Origin of the sequence: Nonomuraea sp. NPDC050643 (genome assembly GCF_040654715.1) — a bacterium.
Classification (GTDB): domain Bacteria; phylum Actinomycetota; class Actinomycetes; order Streptosporangiales; family Streptosporangiaceae; genus Nonomuraea.
Genome location: NZ_JBFAIM010000082.1, coordinates 42,940 through 60,624, shown reverse-complemented (window position 1 = coordinate 60,624; position 17,685 = coordinate 42,940). Strand labels below are relative to the sequence as shown.

At 71.6% G+C, this 17,685-nt stretch carries 18 protein-coding genes; 4 read left to right on the top strand and 14 right to left on the bottom strand.

Going from position 1 to position 17,685, the window contains the following annotated elements; genetic code table 11:
* Positions 1–86 precede the first annotated feature (86 nt).
* The gene (locus AB0I15_RS57630; protein ID WP_358117119.1) at positions 87–1,370 is read left to right on the top strand and encodes an RNA polymerase sigma factor; all 1,284 of its coding nucleotides are present in this window, start codon (positions 87–89) and stop codon (positions 1,368–1,370) included.
* A gap of 141 nt (positions 1,371–1,511) precedes the next feature.
* Here AB0I15_RS57630 and groL read toward each other — a convergent pair whose 3' ends face one another.
* From groL to AB0I15_RS57615, 3 genes are all read right to left on the bottom strand, one after another.
* A complete protein-coding gene (gene groL / locus AB0I15_RS57625) occupies positions 1,512–3,131 on the bottom strand; it encodes a chaperonin GroEL (RefSeq protein WP_358117116.1) in 1,620 nt (539 codons plus the stop codon).
* A gap of 73 nt (positions 3,132–3,204) precedes the next feature.
* A complete protein-coding gene (gene groES / locus AB0I15_RS57620; RefSeq protein WP_197093639.1) occupies positions 3,205–3,519 on the bottom strand; it encodes a co-chaperone GroES in 315 nt (104 codons plus the stop codon).
* A 170-nt stretch (positions 3,520–3,689) separates the two neighbouring features.
* Positions 3,690–4,544: an NAD-dependent epimerase/dehydratase family protein gene (locus AB0I15_RS57615; protein ID WP_358117114.1), complete on the bottom strand. Its 855-nt coding sequence runs from the start codon at positions 4,542–4,544 to the stop codon at positions 3,690–3,692.
* A gap of 99 nt (positions 4,545–4,643) precedes the next feature.
* Between AB0I15_RS57615 and AB0I15_RS57610 the strand changes: the two genes are divergently transcribed.
* The 3 genes from AB0I15_RS57610 (at position 4,644) to AB0I15_RS57600 (ending at position 8,415) form a co-directional block, all read left to right on the top strand.
* On the top strand, positions 4,644–5,141 hold the full coding sequence (locus AB0I15_RS57610) for a MarR family transcriptional regulator (RefSeq protein ID WP_358117111.1): 498 nt from the start codon (positions 4,644–4,646) through the stop codon (positions 5,139–5,141).
* A 58-nt stretch (positions 5,142–5,199) separates the two neighbouring features.
* Positions 5,200–6,432, top strand: coding sequence for a methyltransferase domain-containing protein (locus AB0I15_RS57605; RefSeq protein ID WP_358117108.1), 1,233 nt, complete (start codon positions 5,200–5,202; stop codon positions 6,430–6,432).
* Positions 6,433–6,573: 141 nt separating this feature from the next.
* The gene (locus AB0I15_RS57600) at positions 6,574–8,415 is read left to right on the top strand and encodes a hypothetical protein (RefSeq protein WP_358117105.1); all 1,842 of its coding nucleotides are present in this window, start codon (positions 6,574–6,576) and stop codon (positions 8,413–8,415) included.
* A gap of 98 nt (positions 8,416–8,513) precedes the next feature.
* On the opposite strand, the gene tsaD is transcribed toward AB0I15_RS57600, so the two are convergent.
* The 11 genes from tsaD to AB0I15_RS57545 form a co-directional block, all read right to left on the bottom strand.
* Positions 8,514–9,545 carry a tRNA (adenosine(37)-N6)-threonylcarbamoyltransferase complex transferase subunit TsaD gene (gene tsaD, locus AB0I15_RS57595; protein WP_358117102.1) on the bottom strand — a complete coding sequence of 344 codons (1,032 nt, stop codon included), beginning with the start codon at positions 9,543–9,545 and terminating at the stop codon, positions 8,514–8,516.
* Positions 9,538–9,969 carry a ribosomal protein S18-alanine N-acetyltransferase gene (rimI, locus tag AB0I15_RS57590; RefSeq protein ID WP_358117133.1) on the bottom strand — a complete coding sequence of 144 codons (432 nt, stop codon included), beginning with the start codon at positions 9,967–9,969 and terminating at the stop codon, positions 9,538–9,540. The genes tsaD and rimI overlap by 8 nt, the downstream gene beginning before the upstream one ends.
* Before the next feature lie 11 nt (positions 9,970–9,980).
* Positions 9,981–10,628: a tRNA (adenosine(37)-N6)-threonylcarbamoyltransferase complex dimerization subunit type 1 TsaB gene (gene tsaB / locus AB0I15_RS57585; protein ID WP_358117099.1), complete on the bottom strand. Its 648-nt coding sequence runs from the start codon at positions 10,626–10,628 to the stop codon at positions 9,981–9,983.
* 27 nt (positions 10,629–10,655) lie between these two features.
* Positions 10,656–11,585: an aminoglycoside phosphotransferase family protein gene (locus AB0I15_RS57580; protein WP_358117096.1), complete on the bottom strand. Its 930-nt coding sequence runs from the start codon at positions 11,583–11,585 to the stop codon at positions 10,656–10,658.
* Between the two features lie 32 nt (positions 11,586–11,617).
* Positions 11,618–12,154, bottom strand: a complete 537-nt coding sequence (locus AB0I15_RS57575) for a class F sortase (RefSeq protein ID WP_358117094.1) — start codon at positions 12,152–12,154, stop codon at positions 11,618–11,620.
* A 3-nt stretch (positions 12,155–12,157) separates the two neighbouring features.
* Positions 12,158–12,802: a hypothetical protein gene (locus tag AB0I15_RS57570; protein ID WP_358117091.1), complete on the bottom strand. Its 645-nt coding sequence runs from the start codon at positions 12,800–12,802 to the stop codon at positions 12,158–12,160.
* 210 nt (positions 12,803–13,012) lie between these two features.
* Positions 13,013–13,447: a tRNA (adenosine(37)-N6)-threonylcarbamoyltransferase complex ATPase subunit type 1 TsaE gene (tsaE, locus tag AB0I15_RS57565; protein WP_358117130.1), complete on the bottom strand. Its 435-nt coding sequence runs from the start codon at positions 13,445–13,447 to the stop codon at positions 13,013–13,015.
* A gap of 24 nt (positions 13,448–13,471) precedes the next feature.
* Positions 13,472–14,596, bottom strand: a complete 1,125-nt coding sequence (locus AB0I15_RS57560; RefSeq protein ID WP_358117089.1) for an alpha/beta hydrolase — start codon at positions 14,594–14,596, stop codon at positions 13,472–13,474.
* Between the two features lie 45 nt (positions 14,597–14,641).
* On the bottom strand, positions 14,642–15,775 hold the full coding sequence (alr, locus tag AB0I15_RS57555; RefSeq protein ID WP_358117127.1) for an alanine racemase: 1,134 nt from the start codon (positions 15,773–15,775) through the stop codon (positions 14,642–14,644).
* Between the two features lie 92 nt (positions 15,776–15,867).
* Positions 15,868–17,319 (bottom strand): NAD(P)H-hydrate dehydratase, encoded by a 1,452-nt coding sequence (locus AB0I15_RS57550; protein ID WP_358117086.1) that lies wholly within the window; start codon positions 17,317–17,319, stop codon positions 15,868–15,870.
* Between the two features lie 9 nt (positions 17,320–17,328).
* Positions 17,329–17,679 (bottom strand): holo-ACP synthase, encoded by a 351-nt coding sequence (locus tag AB0I15_RS57545; RefSeq protein WP_358117083.1) that lies wholly within the window; start codon positions 17,677–17,679, stop codon positions 17,329–17,331.
* Positions 17,680–17,685 lie beyond the last annotated feature (6 nt).

Genomic DNA, 17,685 nt, shown 5'->3' with positions numbered 1-17,685 from the left:
AGTGGTCGAGCGAGCAGGGCGGTGACCCGGCGGCACCTCGGGTGCATCAGCAGTCTCTCGACTACCGACACAAGGATGGTGCACCAGTGAGCGACCCGCCGGACGTCGAGCGAGCGGTCGTGGACGCGCACCGCCGCGGCTGGGCCCTGGTCCTGGCCGCGACGGCGCGCGTCGCCGGTGACCTGGACCTGGCCGAGGAGTGCGTGCAGGAGGCGTACGCCGCGGCGCTGGTGAGCTGGGCCCGCGACGGGATCCCGGACAACCCGGCGGCCTGGCTCACGACCGCGGCCAAGCGCCGCGCGATGGACGCGGTACGCCGCGAGCGGGTGTTCCGCTCGAAGCTGCCGTTGCTGGTGGAGCCCGAGGGGACGGCGGACGAGATCGCCATGGACGAACCGGTCGAACCGATCCAGGAGGAGGCCGTACCGGACGAGCGGCTGCGGCTCATCTTCATGTGCTGCCATCCGGCGCTGGCGCGGGAGGCGCAACTCGCCCTCACGCTGCGGCTGGTGTGCGGGGTGCCCACCGGGGACATCGCCCGGGCGTTCCTGGTGCCGGAGACGACGATGGGCGCCCGGCTGACCCGGGCCAAGAAGAAGATCTCGGCCGCCCGCATCCCCTACCGGGTGCCCGGGGCGGCCGCGCTGCCCGACCGGCTCGGCGCGGTCCTCGGGGTGATCCACCTGCTCTTCACGACCGGGTACACCGCGCCGTCGGGCGCCTCGCTCATGCGTACGGACCTGATGGACCAGGCGCTGCGCCTGGCCCGCATGCTGCGCGAGCTGATGCCCGACGAGCGCGAGGTCTGGGGCCTGCTCGCGCTGCTGCTGGTCACCGACGCCCGCCGCGCCACCAGGACCGACGCCGGTGGCCGTCTGCTGCGCCTGGAGGAGCAGGACCGCTCCCGCTGGGACCGGGCGGCGATCGCCGAGGCGCACGACCTGATCGTGGACGGCCTGCGCGGCGGCCGGCCGGGCCGGTACGTGCTCCAGGCGGCCATCGCGTCGGTGTACGCCGAGGCGCCGGACTTCGAGCGTACGGACTGGCCGCAGATCGTGACCCTGTACGACGAGCTGCTGCGCGTGTGGCCGTCACCGGTGGTGGCGCTGAACCGCACCGTGGCGCTCGCGCGGACTCAGGGCCCCGCACGGGCCCTGGCCGAGGTCGAGGAGCTGGAACGAGACGGCCGCCTGGCCGGATACCAGTACCTCCCGGCCATCAAGGCGGACCTGCTGCGCCGCCTGGGCCGCACCACCGAGGCCGCCACCGCCTACCACGAGGCCATGACCCTCACCGCGAACGAGGCCGAACGCGACTTCCTGTCCGGCCGCCTCAAAACCCTGGACCCACCACGGAACGACCCCGCCTGACGGCACCCTCCGGCAAGGCCGACCCATCCACGCGAACCACCCGCACGCCGTCACGAGCCCGCACGCCGTCCGGCATACCTCCCGAAAAACGTACGGCCCGCACCCCCCGGAGAGGGTGCGGGCCGTGACGATGGAGACGGGTCAGTGGCCGTGGCCGTGACCGTGGCCGCCGCCGCCGGCGGGGGCCTCCTCCTCAGGCTTCTCCACCACGAGCGCCTCGGTGGTGAGCAGCATGCCCGCGATCGACGCCGCGTTCTGCACGGCCGAGCGCGTGACCTTCACCGGGTCGATGACACCCTGGTCGATGAGGTTGCCGTATTCGCCGGTGGCGGCGTTGAAGCCCTCACCGGCCTTCAGCTCGGCGACCTTGTGGGTGACCACGTAGCCCTCGAGACCGGCGTTCTCGGCGATCCAGCGGGCCGGCTCCACCAGGGCGCGGCGCACGACGCCGACACCGGTGGCCTCGTCGCCCGTCAGGCCGAGGTCGTCGAGCTCCTTGCCGACGTGGATGAGCGCGGAGCCACCGCCGGAGACGATGCCCTCCTCGATCGCGGCGCGCGTCGCGGAGATCGCGTCCTCGAGGCGGTGCTTCTTCTCCTTCAGCTCCACCTCGGTGGCGGCGCCGACACGCAGCACGCACACACCGCCGGCGAGCTTGGCCAGACGCTCCTGGAGCTTCTCGCGGTCCCAGTCGGAGTCGGACTGCTCGACGGCGAGCTTGATCTCCTTGACGCGGTCGGCGATGGCCTGCTGGTCGCCGGCGCCGTCCACGATGGTGGTCGTGTCCTTGGTCACCACGACGCGGCGGGCCGTGCCGAGCACCTCGGTGCCGACGTGCTCGAGCTTGAGGCCGACCTCCTCGCTGACGACCTGGCCACCGGTGAGGATGGCGATGTCCTGCAGCATGGCCTTACGGCGGTCGCCGAAGCCCGGGGCCTTGACGGCCACGGAGGTGAAGGTGCCACGGATCTTGTTGGTCACCAGGACGGCCAGGGCCTCGCCCTCGACGTCCTCGGCGATCACGAGGAGCGGCTTCTTCGTCTGGGCGATCTTCTCCAGCAGCGGCAGGAAGTCCGCGATGGAGGAGATCTTGCCCGAGGTGATCAGGATGTAGGCGTCCTCGAGGACGGACTCCATCCGCTCGGGGTCGGTCACCATGTAGGCCGACAGGTAGCCCTTGTCGAACTGCATGCCCTCGGTGAACTCGAGCTCCATGCCCATGGCGTTGGACTCTTCGACGGTGAGGACACCGTCCTTGCCCACCTTGTCGAACGCCTCGGCGATCAGCTCGCCGATCTGCGCGTCCTGAGCGGAGATCGTCGCGACGTTCGCGATCTCCTTCTTGTCGCCGACCTCACGGGCGCTGTCGAGCAGCTTGTCGCTGATCGCCTTGGCGGCCTTGTCGATGCCGCGCTTCAGCGACAGCGGCGAGGCGCCGGCGGCCACGTTGCGCAGGCCCTCGCGGACCATGGCCTGGGCCAGGACGGTCGCGGTGGTGGTGCCGTCGCCCGCGATGTCGTTGGTCTTGGTGGCAACTTCCTTGGCGAGCTGGGCGCCGAGGTTCTCGTAGCGCTCCTCCAGCTCGATCTCACGAGCGATGGTGACACCGTCGTTCGTGATCGTCGGCGCACCGAACTTCTTGTCGATGACGACGTTGCGGCCACGGGGGCCGAGGGTTACCTTCACGGCGTCCGCGAGGGCGTTCACACCGCGCTCAAGCGCGCGGCGGGCGTCCTCGTCGAACTGCAGGATCTTCGCCATTTGCTGAATGTCCTCTCCTAGCGTCGAAAGCCCCGGCCGCCCTCAAGAGCGCCCGGGGCTCGACACATCCGGCTTACTTCTCGATGATCGCGAGAACATCGCGGGCGGAGAGCACGAGGTACTCCTCGCCGCCGTACTTGACCTCGGTGCCGCCGTACTTGCTGTAGAGGACGATGTCGCCCTCAGAGACGTCGAGCGGAATCCGCTTGTCGCCGTCCTCATCCCAGTTGCCGGGGCCCACCGCGAGGACCTTGCCCTCTTGCGGCTTCTCCTTGGCGGTGTCTGGGATGACCAGGCCGGAAGCGGTGGTCTGCTCTGCCTCAAGCGGCTGAACCACAATGCGGTCGCCGAGCGGCTTAACGGGAACCTTGGTGGCGGTCGTCACGATCGGACCTCCCCTTCAGATTGAAAGATCTAGAAGAGGCGACCAGCTGGGCCTGCCGTCGCGGGTGTCAGACCTGCCTCGTCGCACGTTGGCACTCTCAAGGGGAGAGTGCCAACAGGAAACATATGCAAGCGGGGCTTGACAGTCAACACGAACGCGTCCGCCGAGAGCGATCAGGCGTAAGACCCCTCCGTCAGGTCGGCCAGGATGCCGGCCCTGGAAGGCCGCCAGCCAAGGGCCTCCCGGGTGCGCGCCGCGCTGACGCGCTGGCTGAGCGCCAGTGCCTGCGCGAATCCCGCGCCGAGCTGTCCCGCGGCCTCCTCGACCGGCCAGGGCTCGGCCGCCACGCGTACGCCCGCGGAGCGCGCCGCGGCCTCGGCCACCGCCGTGACGGGCACGGCCTCCTCGGAAACGCCGTGGTAGACGCCCGCACCACCCTTCTCCACGACGGTCACGATCAGCTCCGCCAAGTCTTCCACGTGCACGAACGTCCACGTGGGCACCACGCCGCCGGCGGTGACGTACACGCCGGTCCCGCGCTGTGCGGCCTGGCCGCGCAGCATCGCCGGAATGCCGGCGCCGCCCCCGTGCACGACGCCGGGCCTGACGACGGAGCCGCCGCCGTCGAGCACCAGCCGCTCCACCTTGTCCCGATACGCCACAAGCGAAATCGGCCGCGCCGGGCTGTCCTCATGCCCGTCGTCCGTCTCCCCGAGCACCCAGACGCCGCTGACGTAGACGACCTTCTTCCCCGAACCGGCCAGCGCGGAGATCGTCGCCAGGTCCGTCCCCTGCTCACCGGTCAACTGCGCGGCGTGTACGACCGCGTCGACGTCGGGCGTGATCGCGGCCTGCAGGGTCGAGGCGTCCGCGAGGTCGCCGTACCGCTCGTCGACCGCCTTCGGCACCCGTTTCGCGCCGTCGGCGGACCTGCGTACCAGTGCCGCGATCTCATGCCCCTGCGACGCGAGCCGCTCCACGAGGGCGCCACCGACGTATCCCGTCGCCCCCAGCACCAAGACCTTCATCGTCCCACCTCGAAAATTTCGACATTGAACATTTCTACCCAGAAACGTAACCTAACGACATCGAACATTTCAACATCGAAATATGGGTAGGATGCGGACATGGAGGACGCGGTCGACCAGATACTCGGGCAGTGGGCCTGCACCCGGCCCGACGTGGACGTCTCGCCCACGGGCGTGATCGGCCGGGTGTCACGGGCCTCGCGGCTGCTGGAGCGCGGGGTCAGGGAGTTCCTGGGCGAGCACGGGCTGGAGGCGTGGGAGTTCGACATGCTGGCCACGCTGCTGCGGAGCGGCGGCGACGCGACCATGTGCATGAAGGACATGTCCTCGGCCGCGATGGTCAGCCCCGGCGCCCTCACCAACCGCATGGACCAACTCGTCAAACGGGGGCTGGTCGACCGCCGGCTCGCGCCGGGCAACCGCCGCATGACGCTGGTCTCCCTGACCGACGAGGGGCGCGCGCTGGTCGACGAGGTGCTCGAGCGGCACGCGGCCAACGAGGACCGCCTGCTGTCCGGCCTGTCGGCCACCGAGCGCGACTCCCTGGCGGCCCTGCTGCGCAAACTCCTCGTCTCCCTCGACGACACCACCCTCTGAAAATCCGGCCAGGCCCTCTGGACGGCACACGTCCTTCGTGGCGCTAACGTGAGACGACGTGGACCTCGACGCCTTCACCGAGTTGCTGACCCCGCGCGGCCGGCGGGCGCTCGCGGAGGCCGGGGAGCTCACGGGCGCCGATCCGGTCGCCGCCGCCACCACCCTGCGCAGGACCTACGACGCCACCCTCACCTCCGCCGCGCTCACCCAGGCCGCGCTCAGGGAGCGGGCCAGGGCCAAGTTCGGCGCGGACGCCGGGGTGATGTACTTCACGCCGCACGGCCTGGAGCAGTCGACGCGGGCGGAGGTCGCCGAGCACCGCGCCCGCCGCGTCCTGACCGCCGCCCAGGGGCAGGGCGCCCCCACCGTGATCGACGCCTGTTGCGGGATCGGCGGCGACCTCCTCGCCCTGGCCCGCGCCGGCTGCGCCGTCACGGCCGTCGACACCGACCCGCTGACCGTCGCCGTGGCCAGGGCCAACGCCGAGGCGCTCGGCCTGGCCGACAGGGTGACGGTGACCGTCGCCGACGCGGCCGACGTCCGCCCGGAGGACTACGACGTCCTCTTCGCCGACCCGGCCCGGCGCACGAGCAGGGGCCGGACGTTCGACCCCATGGCCTACTCGCCGCCGTGGCCCGTGGTGCTCGGCCTGCTGGCGCGGGCCGGCCTGGCGTGCCTCAAGGTCGCCCCGGGCATCCCGTACGAGTTCATCCCCGAGGGCGCCGAGGCCGAGTGGGTCTCGTACAAGGGCGAGGTCAAGGAGGCCACGCTCTGGACCGGCGGGCGGGCCGTCCGGCGCGCGACCCTGCTGCCCGGCGGCCACACCATGACCGCCACCGGGGTCCAGGCCCCGACCGGCCCCGTCGGCCGCCACCTCTACGAGCCCGACGGGGCCGCCATCCGCGCCCACCTCGTCGGCGAGGTCGCCGAGATCGTCGGCGGCCGTCTGCCCGACCCGATGATCGCCTACATCACGGGCGACGACCCGGTGGACACCCCATGGGCCGCCAGATACGACGTAGAAGACGTTCTCCCCTTTTCCCTGAAAAAACTTCGCGCCGCCCTCCGCGAGCGACAAATCGGTAATGTCACCATCAAAAAGCGCGGCTCCGCCCTCGACATCGAACGCCTGCGCTCCGATTTGCGACTCAACGGCGCGAATTCTGCGGTAATCATCCTTACCAGGATCGCCGACCGTCCTTCTGTCCTCATCTGCCGGACACCCCCACCTGCACGAACCACCGAAACCGGTCATTCGCCCGTTAACCGCGATCTTTCAATTCAGCCCTGACGGACCTTGATCGAAAGGCTAAGGTGGGCGGGCGGGAGTTCTCCCCCCTAATGCGGTTAACCGCGTTCTCTCTCTTTCATCTGCAGACCGGACCTACCCCACCGCTGCGCGGCAGACCGTCGGCGAGCGAAGGAGCTTTCGGTGGACCATTCCAACCACACCACTCTTCTTCAGGCGGGCGCCCACGCCGCCGTCTCCGAGAGGATGCGAGACCTTCTCGCGCGCGCCGCCCAGGACCATGTGTACGAGCAGCGCACCCAAGGAGCGGTGCTCGACGAGATCCGCCAGCGGCTCGAAGGCATGGAGTGGCTGCTGCGCGAGGTCCGTGAGCGCGAGCTCGGCGGCCTCAGCGGCACACTGGAGTCGGTCAGCGGGCGGCTCGACGAGATCACCGCCAAGCCGCCGATGTGGGCGGAGGGCCTGGCCCAGCACGTTGAGGCCGTACGCGACCACGTGGACGCCGTGGGCGAGCGGGTGGGCCACGTGGACGCCCGGGTGACCCCTGTCGCCGAGTTGCCGAGCCTGTGGGCCGACCTGGGCACCGTGGGCGAGGGCGTGGACGAGGCGCTCAACCGCCTGCAGATTGTGCTCGACAGCACCGACGGCCTGACCAGGGGCATGTCCGATTTCGCCACCACGCTGGCCGGGCTCAACTCCAGCATGGAGGCCGCCGCCAGCCGTTTCAGCAGGCTCGACAAGTCGATGGCGGAGCTGGCCACCCGCACCGACCGGGTCGAGAGCGTCGTCAGCGACCTGTCGGAGGGCCTCACCGAGCGGCTGGCGGGCACGGCCGAGCAGGTGAGCGGCCTGGTCGAGGCCGCCGAGCAGCGCTTCACCGTCCGGCTCGGCGAGACCGACCAGCGCCTGAGCGCCAAGCTCGACGAGACCGACCAGCGCCTCAGCAGCCGGCTGGACGAGACCGACCAGCGGGTCGCCAACCGCCTCGACGAGACCGACCAGCGCCTGGCCAGGGCCCTGCTCGAGTCGGACGAGCGCCTGGCCATCCGGCTCAGGGAGGCCGACGAGCAGCTCACCGAGCGCCTGTCCAGCGTCGAGCAGCGCCTGACCACCCGCCTCGACGAGGCCGACCAGCACCTGGCCGTCCAGCTCGGCGAGAGCGAGCAGCGGCTGACGGCCCGGCTCAGCGGCGTGGACTCCCGGCTCGAACGCGCCGAGGGCCGGCTCATGGGCCTCGACTCCCGGCTCACCGGCTTCGACAGCCGCCTGGAGTCCGCCGACGAGTGCCTGGCCGACATCGACACCAGGCTCGACGGCCTCGACGGCCGCATGAGCGGCGTGGACAAGCGGCTCACCTCCGTCGACACCCACCTCGGCGGGGTCGACAAGCGGCTGGGCACCCTTGACGGCCACCTGGGCCGCCACGACGACAGGTTCGACGCGCTCGACGTACGCATCGACGCCCGTTTCGCCTCGCTCGACGAGCACCTGGCCACCACCGACCAGCACCTCAGCGACAGCGCCACCCGCAACGAGGGCCGCTTCAACAAGCTCGACAACCAGATCGACGCCATCGACGAGCGGCTGGTCGAGGCCGAAGAGCACATGAGCACCCGCTTCGACACCATCGACGGCCAGTTCGGCGGAATCGACACCCGCTTCAACGGCCTCGACACCCACCTCAACGGCCTGGCCACCCGCGCCGAGCAGGCCGGCGCGCACCTGGAGGCGGTCGACGACCGCATCGAGACCGTCAACCAGCGCGTGGGCCAGCTCCCCACCACCCTGGCCATCCCCGAGCTCATCCGGTCGCACTCGGGCGAGCAGGCCGAGCGCCTGGTGGCCGCCGCCGACGCGCTCACCGAGCTGGTCAGCTCCCGTCCCGACCGCGACGAGCTGGCCGACACGGTGGCGGGCATCGTCCAGCCCGCCAGCAACGACCTCAACAAGCGCCTCGGCGCGCTGGAGGAGACCATGCTGGCCCTCGCCGAGGCCCTCCTGCGCCCGACCAGGGTCAAGGACTGAAGGCCGGCCAGGGACACCTCACAGCCGCCGGCGTGCTCGCGGGCGCGGCGCCTGCGAGCACTGCGGTGCGACCGCCGTGCGACCGGCGGGCTGGGCGCTCAGACGTGGATCGTGGTGATCGGCATCGAGGAGTCGGCCGGGATCTCCAGCGTCGAAGGAGTGACGCCGGCCGCGACCAGGTCTGAGCCCAGCGCGGCCACCATGGCGCCGTTGTCGGTGCACAGGCCGGGGCGGGGCACGCGCAACCGTACGCCGGCCGCGTCGCACCGCTCCTGGGCCAGCGCCCGCAGCCGCGAGTTGGCCGCCACGCCACCGCCGATCAGCAGGTCGTGCACGTCGTATTTCCGGCACGCCTGCAGCGCCTTGCGGGTCAGCACGTCGACCACGGCCTCCTGGAAGGAGGCGGCCACGTCGGGCACGTGGATGGACTGCCCGGACGCCTCGCGGGCCTCCACCCAGCGCGCGACGGCCGTCTTGAGCCCCGAGAAGGAGAAGTCGAGCGTGCCGTCGTCGATCTTCCCGCGCGGGAACGCGATCGCCGAGCCCGAGCCCTCACGGGCGGCCCTGTCGATGTACGGTCCGCCGGGGAACGGCAGCCCCAGCACCCGCGCCACCTTGTCGAACGCCTCCCCGGCCGCGTCGTCCACGGTCGAGCCGAGCGAGATGACGTCCTGCGCCACGTCGGGCACCAGCAGCAGCGACGAGTGCCCGCCCGAGACCAGCATGGCGATGCACGGCTTGGGCAGCGGCCCGTGTTCGAGCTGGTCGACGGCGACGTGGGCGGCCAGGTGGTTGACGCCGTAGAGGGGGACGCCGAGGCCGAGCGCGTAGGACTTGGCCGCGGCCACGCCGACCAGCAGCGCGCCCGCCAGCCCCGGGCCGGCCGTCACGGCGATGGCGTCGATGTCGGAGAACTTCAGCCCGGCCTCGGACAGCGCCGCCTCCACGGTCGGCGTCATGGCCTCCAGGTGGGCGCGCGAGGCGACCTCGGGCACGACGCCGCCGAATCTGGCGTGCTCTTCCATGCTGGAGGCGATCGTGTTGGCCAGCAGCGTGTGACCCCTGACGATGCCGATGCCGGTCTCGTCGCAGGACGTCTCGATGCCCAGGACCAGGGGTGCGTCAGCCATCCAGCTTCCTTCTCATCATGATCGCGTCGGTGCCGTCGTCGTAGTAGCGGCGGCGGGTGCCGATCTCCTCGAACTCGAAATGCCGGTAGACGGCCTGGGCGCGGGGGTTGTCGGCGCGTACTTCCAGGAACATCTCCCGCACCCCCCTGCGGCGGGCCTCGGCCAGCAGTTCGGTCAACATCGCGCCGCCGATGCCCGTGCCCTGGTGCCGCTCCAGCACCGCGATGGTCTGCACGTCGGCCTGGTCGGCCGCGGCGGCGAGCCCGGCGTAGGCCACGATCTCGTCGTCGATCAGGACCACCACGTAGTGGCGCGAGCGCGGCATGTCGGCCAGCTCGCCGCGCATCATGCCCTCGCTCCACGCGTCGAGTGGGAACATGGCGCGCTCGATCGCCATGACCGCCGGCAGGTCGGCCAGGGTCATGGGCCTGAGTTTCACGCCGTCACCCTCTTGGGCGCTCCCGGCACCACGGCGTCGGGCCTGCGCAGGTAGATGGGGCGGGGCGGGTCGAGCGGGGTGCCCTCGGCCAGCCGCTCGGCCGCCAGCGCGGCCAGCGCGCCCGCGTAGGGGTAGGGCGGCGCGTCGCCGCCGTCGCCCAGGACGTCGGCGTAGAGCCGGGCGCCCGCGCCGACGACGGGCAGCCCCTCGACGGGCACGTCGGCGGGCCGGTCGACGGACGGACCGGCGAGCCGGGTGCGCAGATCGGAGTAGCGCCCCCAGAACACCTCTTTGCGGCGCGCGTCGGTGGCCACCAGGAACGGCTCGGCGAGCCCACTGCCGTAGGCGACCGCGTCGAGCGTGCAGATGCCGTACGCGGGGACGCCGAGCGTGGTGGCGAGCCCCTGGGCGGTCATCAGCCCGACGCGCAACCCCGTGTAGGGGCCGGGGCCGCTGCCCGCCACGATGGCGGTGACGTCGCGCAGCGACGCGCCCGCCTCGCCCAGCACGGTTTCGATGGTGGGGACGAGCAGCTCACCGTGTCGCCGGGCGTCGATCGTCGTGGACTCGGCGAGCACGCGCTCCCCGTCGTGGAGCGCGGCGGTGACGGCGGGCGTCGCGGTATCAAAGGCCAGGACCAGCACGACTGTTTAGCCTACCCGCCGAAGGGGTCACGCCCAGCCCGTACGCCGCTTCAGCCAGTCGAGCGCCACCACGCCCTGCGCCCGCTGGAACGCCCTGACCGTGGGCAGCCCGGGCGGGTCGGGCAGGCGGCCGTGCCGGACGAAGTAGCCGGTGACCGCGGCGACGACCGAGGTCACCTCGGCGCCGGGGTCGGTGCACAGCTCGTGCGGCGGCGGCCCGCCCTGCATGCCGATCGAGGGCAGCATCATCACCTGGTCGACCCAGGGCGCCCCGAGGCAGGCCCACGGCCAGTCCACCACGTAGACGCGCTCGCCGTTGAGCAGGATGTTGTCGGCCCGCAGGTCGGCGTGGACCAGCGTGTCGCCCGCCGCGGCCTCGGCCCAGCCGGACTCCAGCTCGGCCAGCTCGCCGAGGTGCCGCAGCGCCCACGGGTCGAGCCCGTCGGTCTCCTCGTCGAGGAGCATGCGCCAGCCGTTGAACGAAGAGCCGAACACCTTCCCGATGGGCGACGCGTCGATGGGAGCGGGCGTGAGCGCGGCCGACATCCCCTTCACGGCCGTCAGCACCCGGTCGAGCTGGTCGCGCCGCCACGGCAGCTCCGGGTGCTCACCCTCGACGTCCTCGAAGACCAGCGTCACCCAGCCCTCCAGCTCGAAGCCGGTCAGCAGTCTGGGTGCGGGCACCGACTCGGGCAGCGCCGCGGCGATCTTCAGCTCGGCCTGATAGAGGCGGACGGCGTCGGCGTTGGGCTCGGGGCCGACGGCCTTGACGAAGGCACGCCCGCCGTTGTCGGTACGCAGCCGGACCGCGGCCGCCGGGGAGAACCCGCCCGGCTGGGTCTCCGCCTCGACCACGCGCCCGCCGAGGAACTCCTCCACCGCCGCGCGGACCGGCGGGTGCACCCGCTGCCAGGGCACGCGCGCGCCGGACGCGGGAGGGTTGGTCTCTTGACTCATTCCTCCATGGTCCCGGCGGGCGCAAGCCTTTTTCAGACCTTGGAGGCGTACACGATGATGTTGTCGAGGTATTCGCCCTTGGCGTAGTCGAACTTGCCGCCGCACGTCACCAGCTTGAGGCCGTCCTCGACGTAGACGCGCTTGGTGGGGAAGCTGTCCTTGTGGACCTGCTCGATCGCGTCCACCTTGAACTCGACGACCTTGCCGTCGCTGCGCTCGACCTTGACGGTCTGGCCCTTGCGTAAGTGCCTGAGCTTGTAGAACACGGCGGGCGCGGTCTTGGTGTCGACGTGGCCGATGATCACCGAGGCGCCCTTCTCGCCGGGCACCGCGCTGCCGGTGTACCAGCCGGCCACCTTCGGCTTCTCGTAGGGCGGGAGCTGGACCTCGCCGTTCTTCTCCAGGCCGAGCTTCATCAGGTCGGCCTCGACGTCGATCGAGGGGATGTCGATGCTCTCGGGCACGACGGCCGCGGCAGGGGTGGTGCCGGTCTGCATGCCCTTGCCGAACGCGACCAGCACCAGACCCGTGATGGCGCCCGCGAGCACCACCCGTCCTGGTCGGGCCACGGCCTACGCCCGGTTGCGGCGCTTGACCGCGAAACCAACGCCCGCGGCCAGGGCCAGGGCGATCAGCGCGCCGGCCGGACCGAGCGGGATCGAGGACTCGTCGCCGGCCTCCTGCGCGAAGGTGCCGCCGCCGCCCGCCCGCGGTGCCTTGGTGGGCACACCGGTCGGCACGTCCTCGGCCGGGACGACCCTGAGCGTGGCGCGGCCGGTGTGGTTGGTGCCGTCGCACTTGACGTCGACGCGGTAGGTGCCGCGCCGGATCGCTCCAGAGACGCGCGCCTCGCCCCGCACCCAGGGCGAGCCGGAGCCGTTGGTGGGCCTGGGGGTGACCGACGCCTCGGGGACCGGGTTGAGCGGCACGCCGTTGACGAAGGCCCTGGACGTCGCCGTGCCGGTGTGCGCGGGGCCGCCGGTCGGTTCGGGGCAGTTGGCCATGACCCACACGGTGGACGTCTCGCCGGCGGTGACGCGGTCGGGATTGACCTCGACCAGGATGGTCTGCCGGGTGGCCGTGGGCCTTGGGCTGGCGGTCGTGGTGGTCGTGTTGGTGGCGGTGACCGTTGGACTGCCCGAGCCGGAGACGGGTGGGCTGGGTGAGCCGCTCGGACCGCTCTCGGCCGAGGCCGTGCAACCGGTCAGACCGACCATGACGATGGCTCCCGCGTAAGCGACACGCCTGACCCTGAGCACCGGCCGCACCCCACTTTGCCGTCTTGCAACCCAGCATCCACCAAAAATGTGGACGTCGCCCCTCCTGATACCCAGAAAATCTGGGCGAATCCCTGACCAACGATCATGATTTAAATCGCCGGCCCGGTATGTCAAGGGTGCCAGCAATACCGGGATTTGATCGAGGTTTTAACCTTCTACCGGATCAGACGGCGTGTCGGCCCATCTGGTTCCCACGCCGCGCAGCGTCACGAGGCGGGCCTCGTCGCCGGTCTCGCGGTCGATGTGGATCTCCAGGCGGTCGTCGGCCAGCCCTTCGACCAGCCCCTCGCCCCACTCGACGACGGTGACCGACTCCTCCAGCGAGGCGTCGAGGTCGAGGTCGTCGACCTCCAGGTCGCCGCCCAGCCGGTAGGCGTCCACGTGCACGAGCGGCGGGCCCTGGCGCAGTGACGGGTGCACCCTGGCGATCACGAACGTGGGCGAGGTGATCGGGCCGCGTACTTTGAGCCCCTCCGCGATGCCCTGCACGAGCGTGGTCTTGCCCGCGCCGAGCGGGCCGGACAGGACCAGCAGGTCTCCTGGGCGCAGCACGGCGGCCAGGCGGGCGCCGTATGAGCGCATGTCCTCGGCGGTGGCCAGCCTCACTTACAGCTCCACCCTCTTGACCAGGTCGCGCAGCGCGTCGTTGACGATGCCGGGCCGCTCGAGCTGGATCAGGTGGGAGGTGTCGGGCACCTCCGTGAGCTGGGCCTTGGGCAGGGCGGCGGAGATGGCCTTGCTGTGGTCGGGCGGGGTCAGCCAGTCGCTGTCGCCCACCAGGATCGCGGTGGGCACCTCGGCGAGCACGTGGAGCGCCGAGAGCTTGTCGTGGTTCATCAGCGCCGGGTAGAAGTCGGCGAACACCTCGGTCGGCGTCGCCCTGATCATCGACTCGGCGAAGTCGACCAGGGTCGGGCTGACGTTCTTGGAGTCGCCGAAGCCCATGTGGCGGGTGATCAGGAAGGCGATGTCGCTGCCGACGTGGCGGGTCCTGTCGACCAGCGCGCCCCGCTTGCCCAGCATCGAGATCGTGGAGGGGGCCACCTTGTGCACGACCTTGGAGAGCATCGCGGGCAGGCCCAGCGTGAGCTCGGCCAGCTTGCCCGCCGAGGTCGCGATGAGCGCCACCGCGCGGATCTTGTCGCCGAACAGCTCGGGGTAGCGGTCGGCCAGCGCCATGATCGTCATGCCGCCCATGGAGTGGCCGACGAGCACGCACGGCCCGGGCACGAACTTCTCGATCACCTCGGCGAGGTCCTCGCCCAGCCGGTCGATCGTGCTGTCCTCGGGGCGGCAGCGCTGGGAGCGGCCGTGCGCGCGCTGGTCCCACAGCACGATCCGGTAGTTCTCGCGCAGGTCCTTGCGCTGGTAGTGCCAGGACTCCAGGTTGAGGCAGTAGCCGTGACAGAACACGATCGTCAGCGCCGCGTCGTTCTTGTGGTCGCGACCGCTTCGGGGCTCGTTGGCATCGTTGCTCTCGCTCTCTCCCTCCGGGCTCCTTCGCTCCTCGGGACCATCGATCTCGACGTGCAACGCCATCCCGTCGGAGGTGATGAGCGTGCGCTCCCTGCCCCGCAGCTCGCCGAAGGGCTCGCTCGCCTCGGCGTCGGGGCGCAGCCTGATGCGGCCGACCGCGTAACGCTTGGCCAGCGCCGCCGCCGCGACACCGGCGGAAGCCGCACCGACGAGCGCGCCGGCGATCCCTACCCTGCGCCGTGTTGTCGTCGTCATCTCCCCGATCCTTCTCCGCTCATGGCCGCCGCGAAGTGCCGTACGTCACTCCGAGCTCTTCTGCTCGTAAACCCGCGGCACGCGCGAGCCGATCCTGGTCACGATCTCATGCGTGATCGTGCCGAGAGTATCCGCCCACTCCTGAGCGGTCGGCTCGCCCCTGTCACCCGGCCCGAACAGCACCACCTCGTCGCCCGCCGCCAGGGCGTCGTCGCCCATGTCGACCATGAACTGGTCCATGCACACCCGACCGGCGATCTTCCGCCTGCGTCCGCCCGCCAGAACCTCGGCCCGCCCTGTCGCGTGCCGGAGTATCCCGTCCGCGTACCCGAGCGGAACGAGGCCAAGCGTGGTCTCGCGCTCGGTGGTGTAGAGGTGCCCGTAGGACACTCCCGACCCCTCGGCGACGCGTTTGACCAGGCCGGCCCGGGCCACGAGCGTCATCGCCGGCCGGAGGCCGAAGTCGCCCAGCTCGGGGACGGGGCTCAGGCCGTATATCGCGATGCCGGGCCTGACCAGGTCGTAGCGGGCCCCGGGCAGCGTCACGATGGCGGCCGAGTTGGCGATGTGCCTGATCACGTGGGAGCCGGCCGCGCCGGCCTGCTCGGCCAGCTTCAGCGCGGCCTCGAACGCCTCGAGCTGCCGCTCGATCGAGGGATGGCCGGGAATGTCGGCGCAGGCGAAGTGGGACCAGAGCCCGACGATCTCGATGACGCCCTCGGCGCGCAGCTCCAGCGCCCTGGCCAGCAGCTCCGGCCAGGCCGCGAGCGGCGAGCCGCCCCTGCTCATGCCGGTGTCGGCTTCGAGGTGCGTCTTCGCGGCGCGCCCGGTGCGGCGGGCGGCGGCGGCGATCTCGTCGAGCAGCCGCACGTCGGACGCCGACAGCTCGATGTCCTGGACGAGCGCCTCGTCGAGCGGCTCGCCCGGGGTGATCAGCCAGGACAGGATCGGCGCGGTCACGCCGCCCTCGCGCAGGGCGAGCGCCTCCCTGATGAACGCGGTCCCCAGCCGGCCGGCCCCTGCCCGCAGCACCGCCTCGGAGGTGCGCACGAGGCCGTGGCCGTAGGCGTCGGCCTTCACAGCGCCCATGAGCTCCGCGCCGCCGGCCAGCTCTTTCAGCAGGGCCACATTGTGCCTGATGGCGGCCAGATCCACCCGCGCCTCCGCGGGCGTGGCCATCGGGGAGTACATCCTTCTAGTGTGGCAGCTCATGCCCGTGGTCGAGCGTGATTTTCACCGCAGGCGGCCTCGGTGACGAATGATTTCGCCGATCAGCCATCGACCCTGGTCACGGCCCGAATGGCCGCCGGAACGGCCGTGGCCACCTCCGCCGCCGTCAGCGGTGCCCCGTCGGCGGCCAGCCGGCCGGCCAGGCCGTGCACGTAGGCGCCGCACGAGGCCGCGTCGTAGCAGCTCAGGCCCTGGGCCAGCAGCGCGCCCGCCACGCCGGACAGCACGTCGCCCGTGCCGCCGGTGGCCAGGTAGGGGGTGCCGGTGCGGTTCACGCGTACGGGCCTGGAGTCTTCGGCCACCACCGTGGTCGAGCCCTTGAGCAGCACGGTCACGCCCAGTTCGGCCGCCGCCCGGCGGACGTGCTCCAGCCTGGCGGCCTCGATGTCGTCGCGGTCGGCGCGGAGGAGGCGCGCCAGCTCCCCGGCGTGCGGCGTGATCAGGACCGGCGCGGCACGCCGCAGCAGGCCCCGGTCGTTGGCCACCAGGGTCAGCGCGTCGGCGTCGATCAGCACGGGAACGTTGGAGCCGAGCACCTTGGCCGCCAGCTCGTGGGCCCAGTCGCCGGTGCCGAGCCCGGGCCCGAGCACCCAGGCCTGCACCCGCCCCACGTCGTCGATGGAGGGCCGCTCCAGCGTCGTGACCACGGCCTCCGGCCAGTGCGCCCGCACCTGCGCGATGGGCTCGTGCGGCCCCGCGTAGCGCACCATGCCGGCCCCGGCCCGCAGCGCGCCGCCCACGGCCAGCACGGCGGCCCCGGTGAAGCGGTCGCTGCCGGCCGCGACGCCCAGCACGCCCCTGCGGTATTTGTCGGACTCCTTGCCCGGCCGGGGCAGCAGGTCCTCGACGTCGCCGCGGGTGAGCGCCGCCACGTCGGGATCGGGCAGGTAGGCCCCCAGCCCGATGTCGACCAGCTCGACGACCCCGGTGTGCGAGGCCCCCGGATCGACCAGCAGCCCCGTCTTGTACGCCCCCATCGTCACGGTCACCTTGGCCCGCACCGCCGCCCCGTGCACCTGCCCCGTGCTCGCGTCGACCCCGCTGGGCACGTCGACGGCCACGATCGCGCCCCTGGCGGCGTTCGCCCGCTCGGCCAGCTCCGCGTAGGGCTCCCGCAGCGCCCCGGAGGCCCCGATCCCCACGAGCCCGTCCATGATCAGGTCGGCCCCGTCGATCGCCGGCCGGTCGACCACCCGCCCACCGGCGTCCCGCAGCGCCCTCAACCCCGCCTCGTGCGTCTTGGACCCGGCCAGGACCGCGCCCACCCACGCCCCGCGCCTGGCCAGCCGCTCACCGGCGTAGAGCGCGTCACCGCCGTTGTCGCCGCTGCCGACGAGCAGGACGACGCGTTTGCCGTAGACGCGGCCCAGCAGGCCGGCGCAGTGGGCGGCGAGCCCGGCGGCGGCCCGCTGCATGAGGGTCCCCTCGGGGAGCCGCGCCATCAGCGCGTGCTCGGCGCCCCGGATCTGGTCGGCGGTGTAGGCAGTGCGCATGATCCGAAGCTATCCCTCCGCGATCACATAGGCCACGGCCACGCCCGCGTCGTGGCTGAGTGACAGGTGCCAGCGCTTGACCCCCAGCGCGTACGCGGCCTCGGCGACGTTGCCGTAGAGGTGCAACTCGGGCTTGCCCAGCTCGTCGCAGCGGACCTCGGCCTCCAGGTGCCCCAGCCCCTTGGGCCCGCCGAGCGCCTTGGCCACGGCCTCCTTGGCGGCGAACCTGGCGGCCAGCGAGTGCACCGGCAGCGGCCGCTCGACCTCGGTGAACAACCGCTCCCTGAGCCGCGGCGTGCGCTCCAGCGACGCCTCGAAGCGGGCGATGTCCACGACGTCCACGCCGATACCCAGGATCATCAGTGC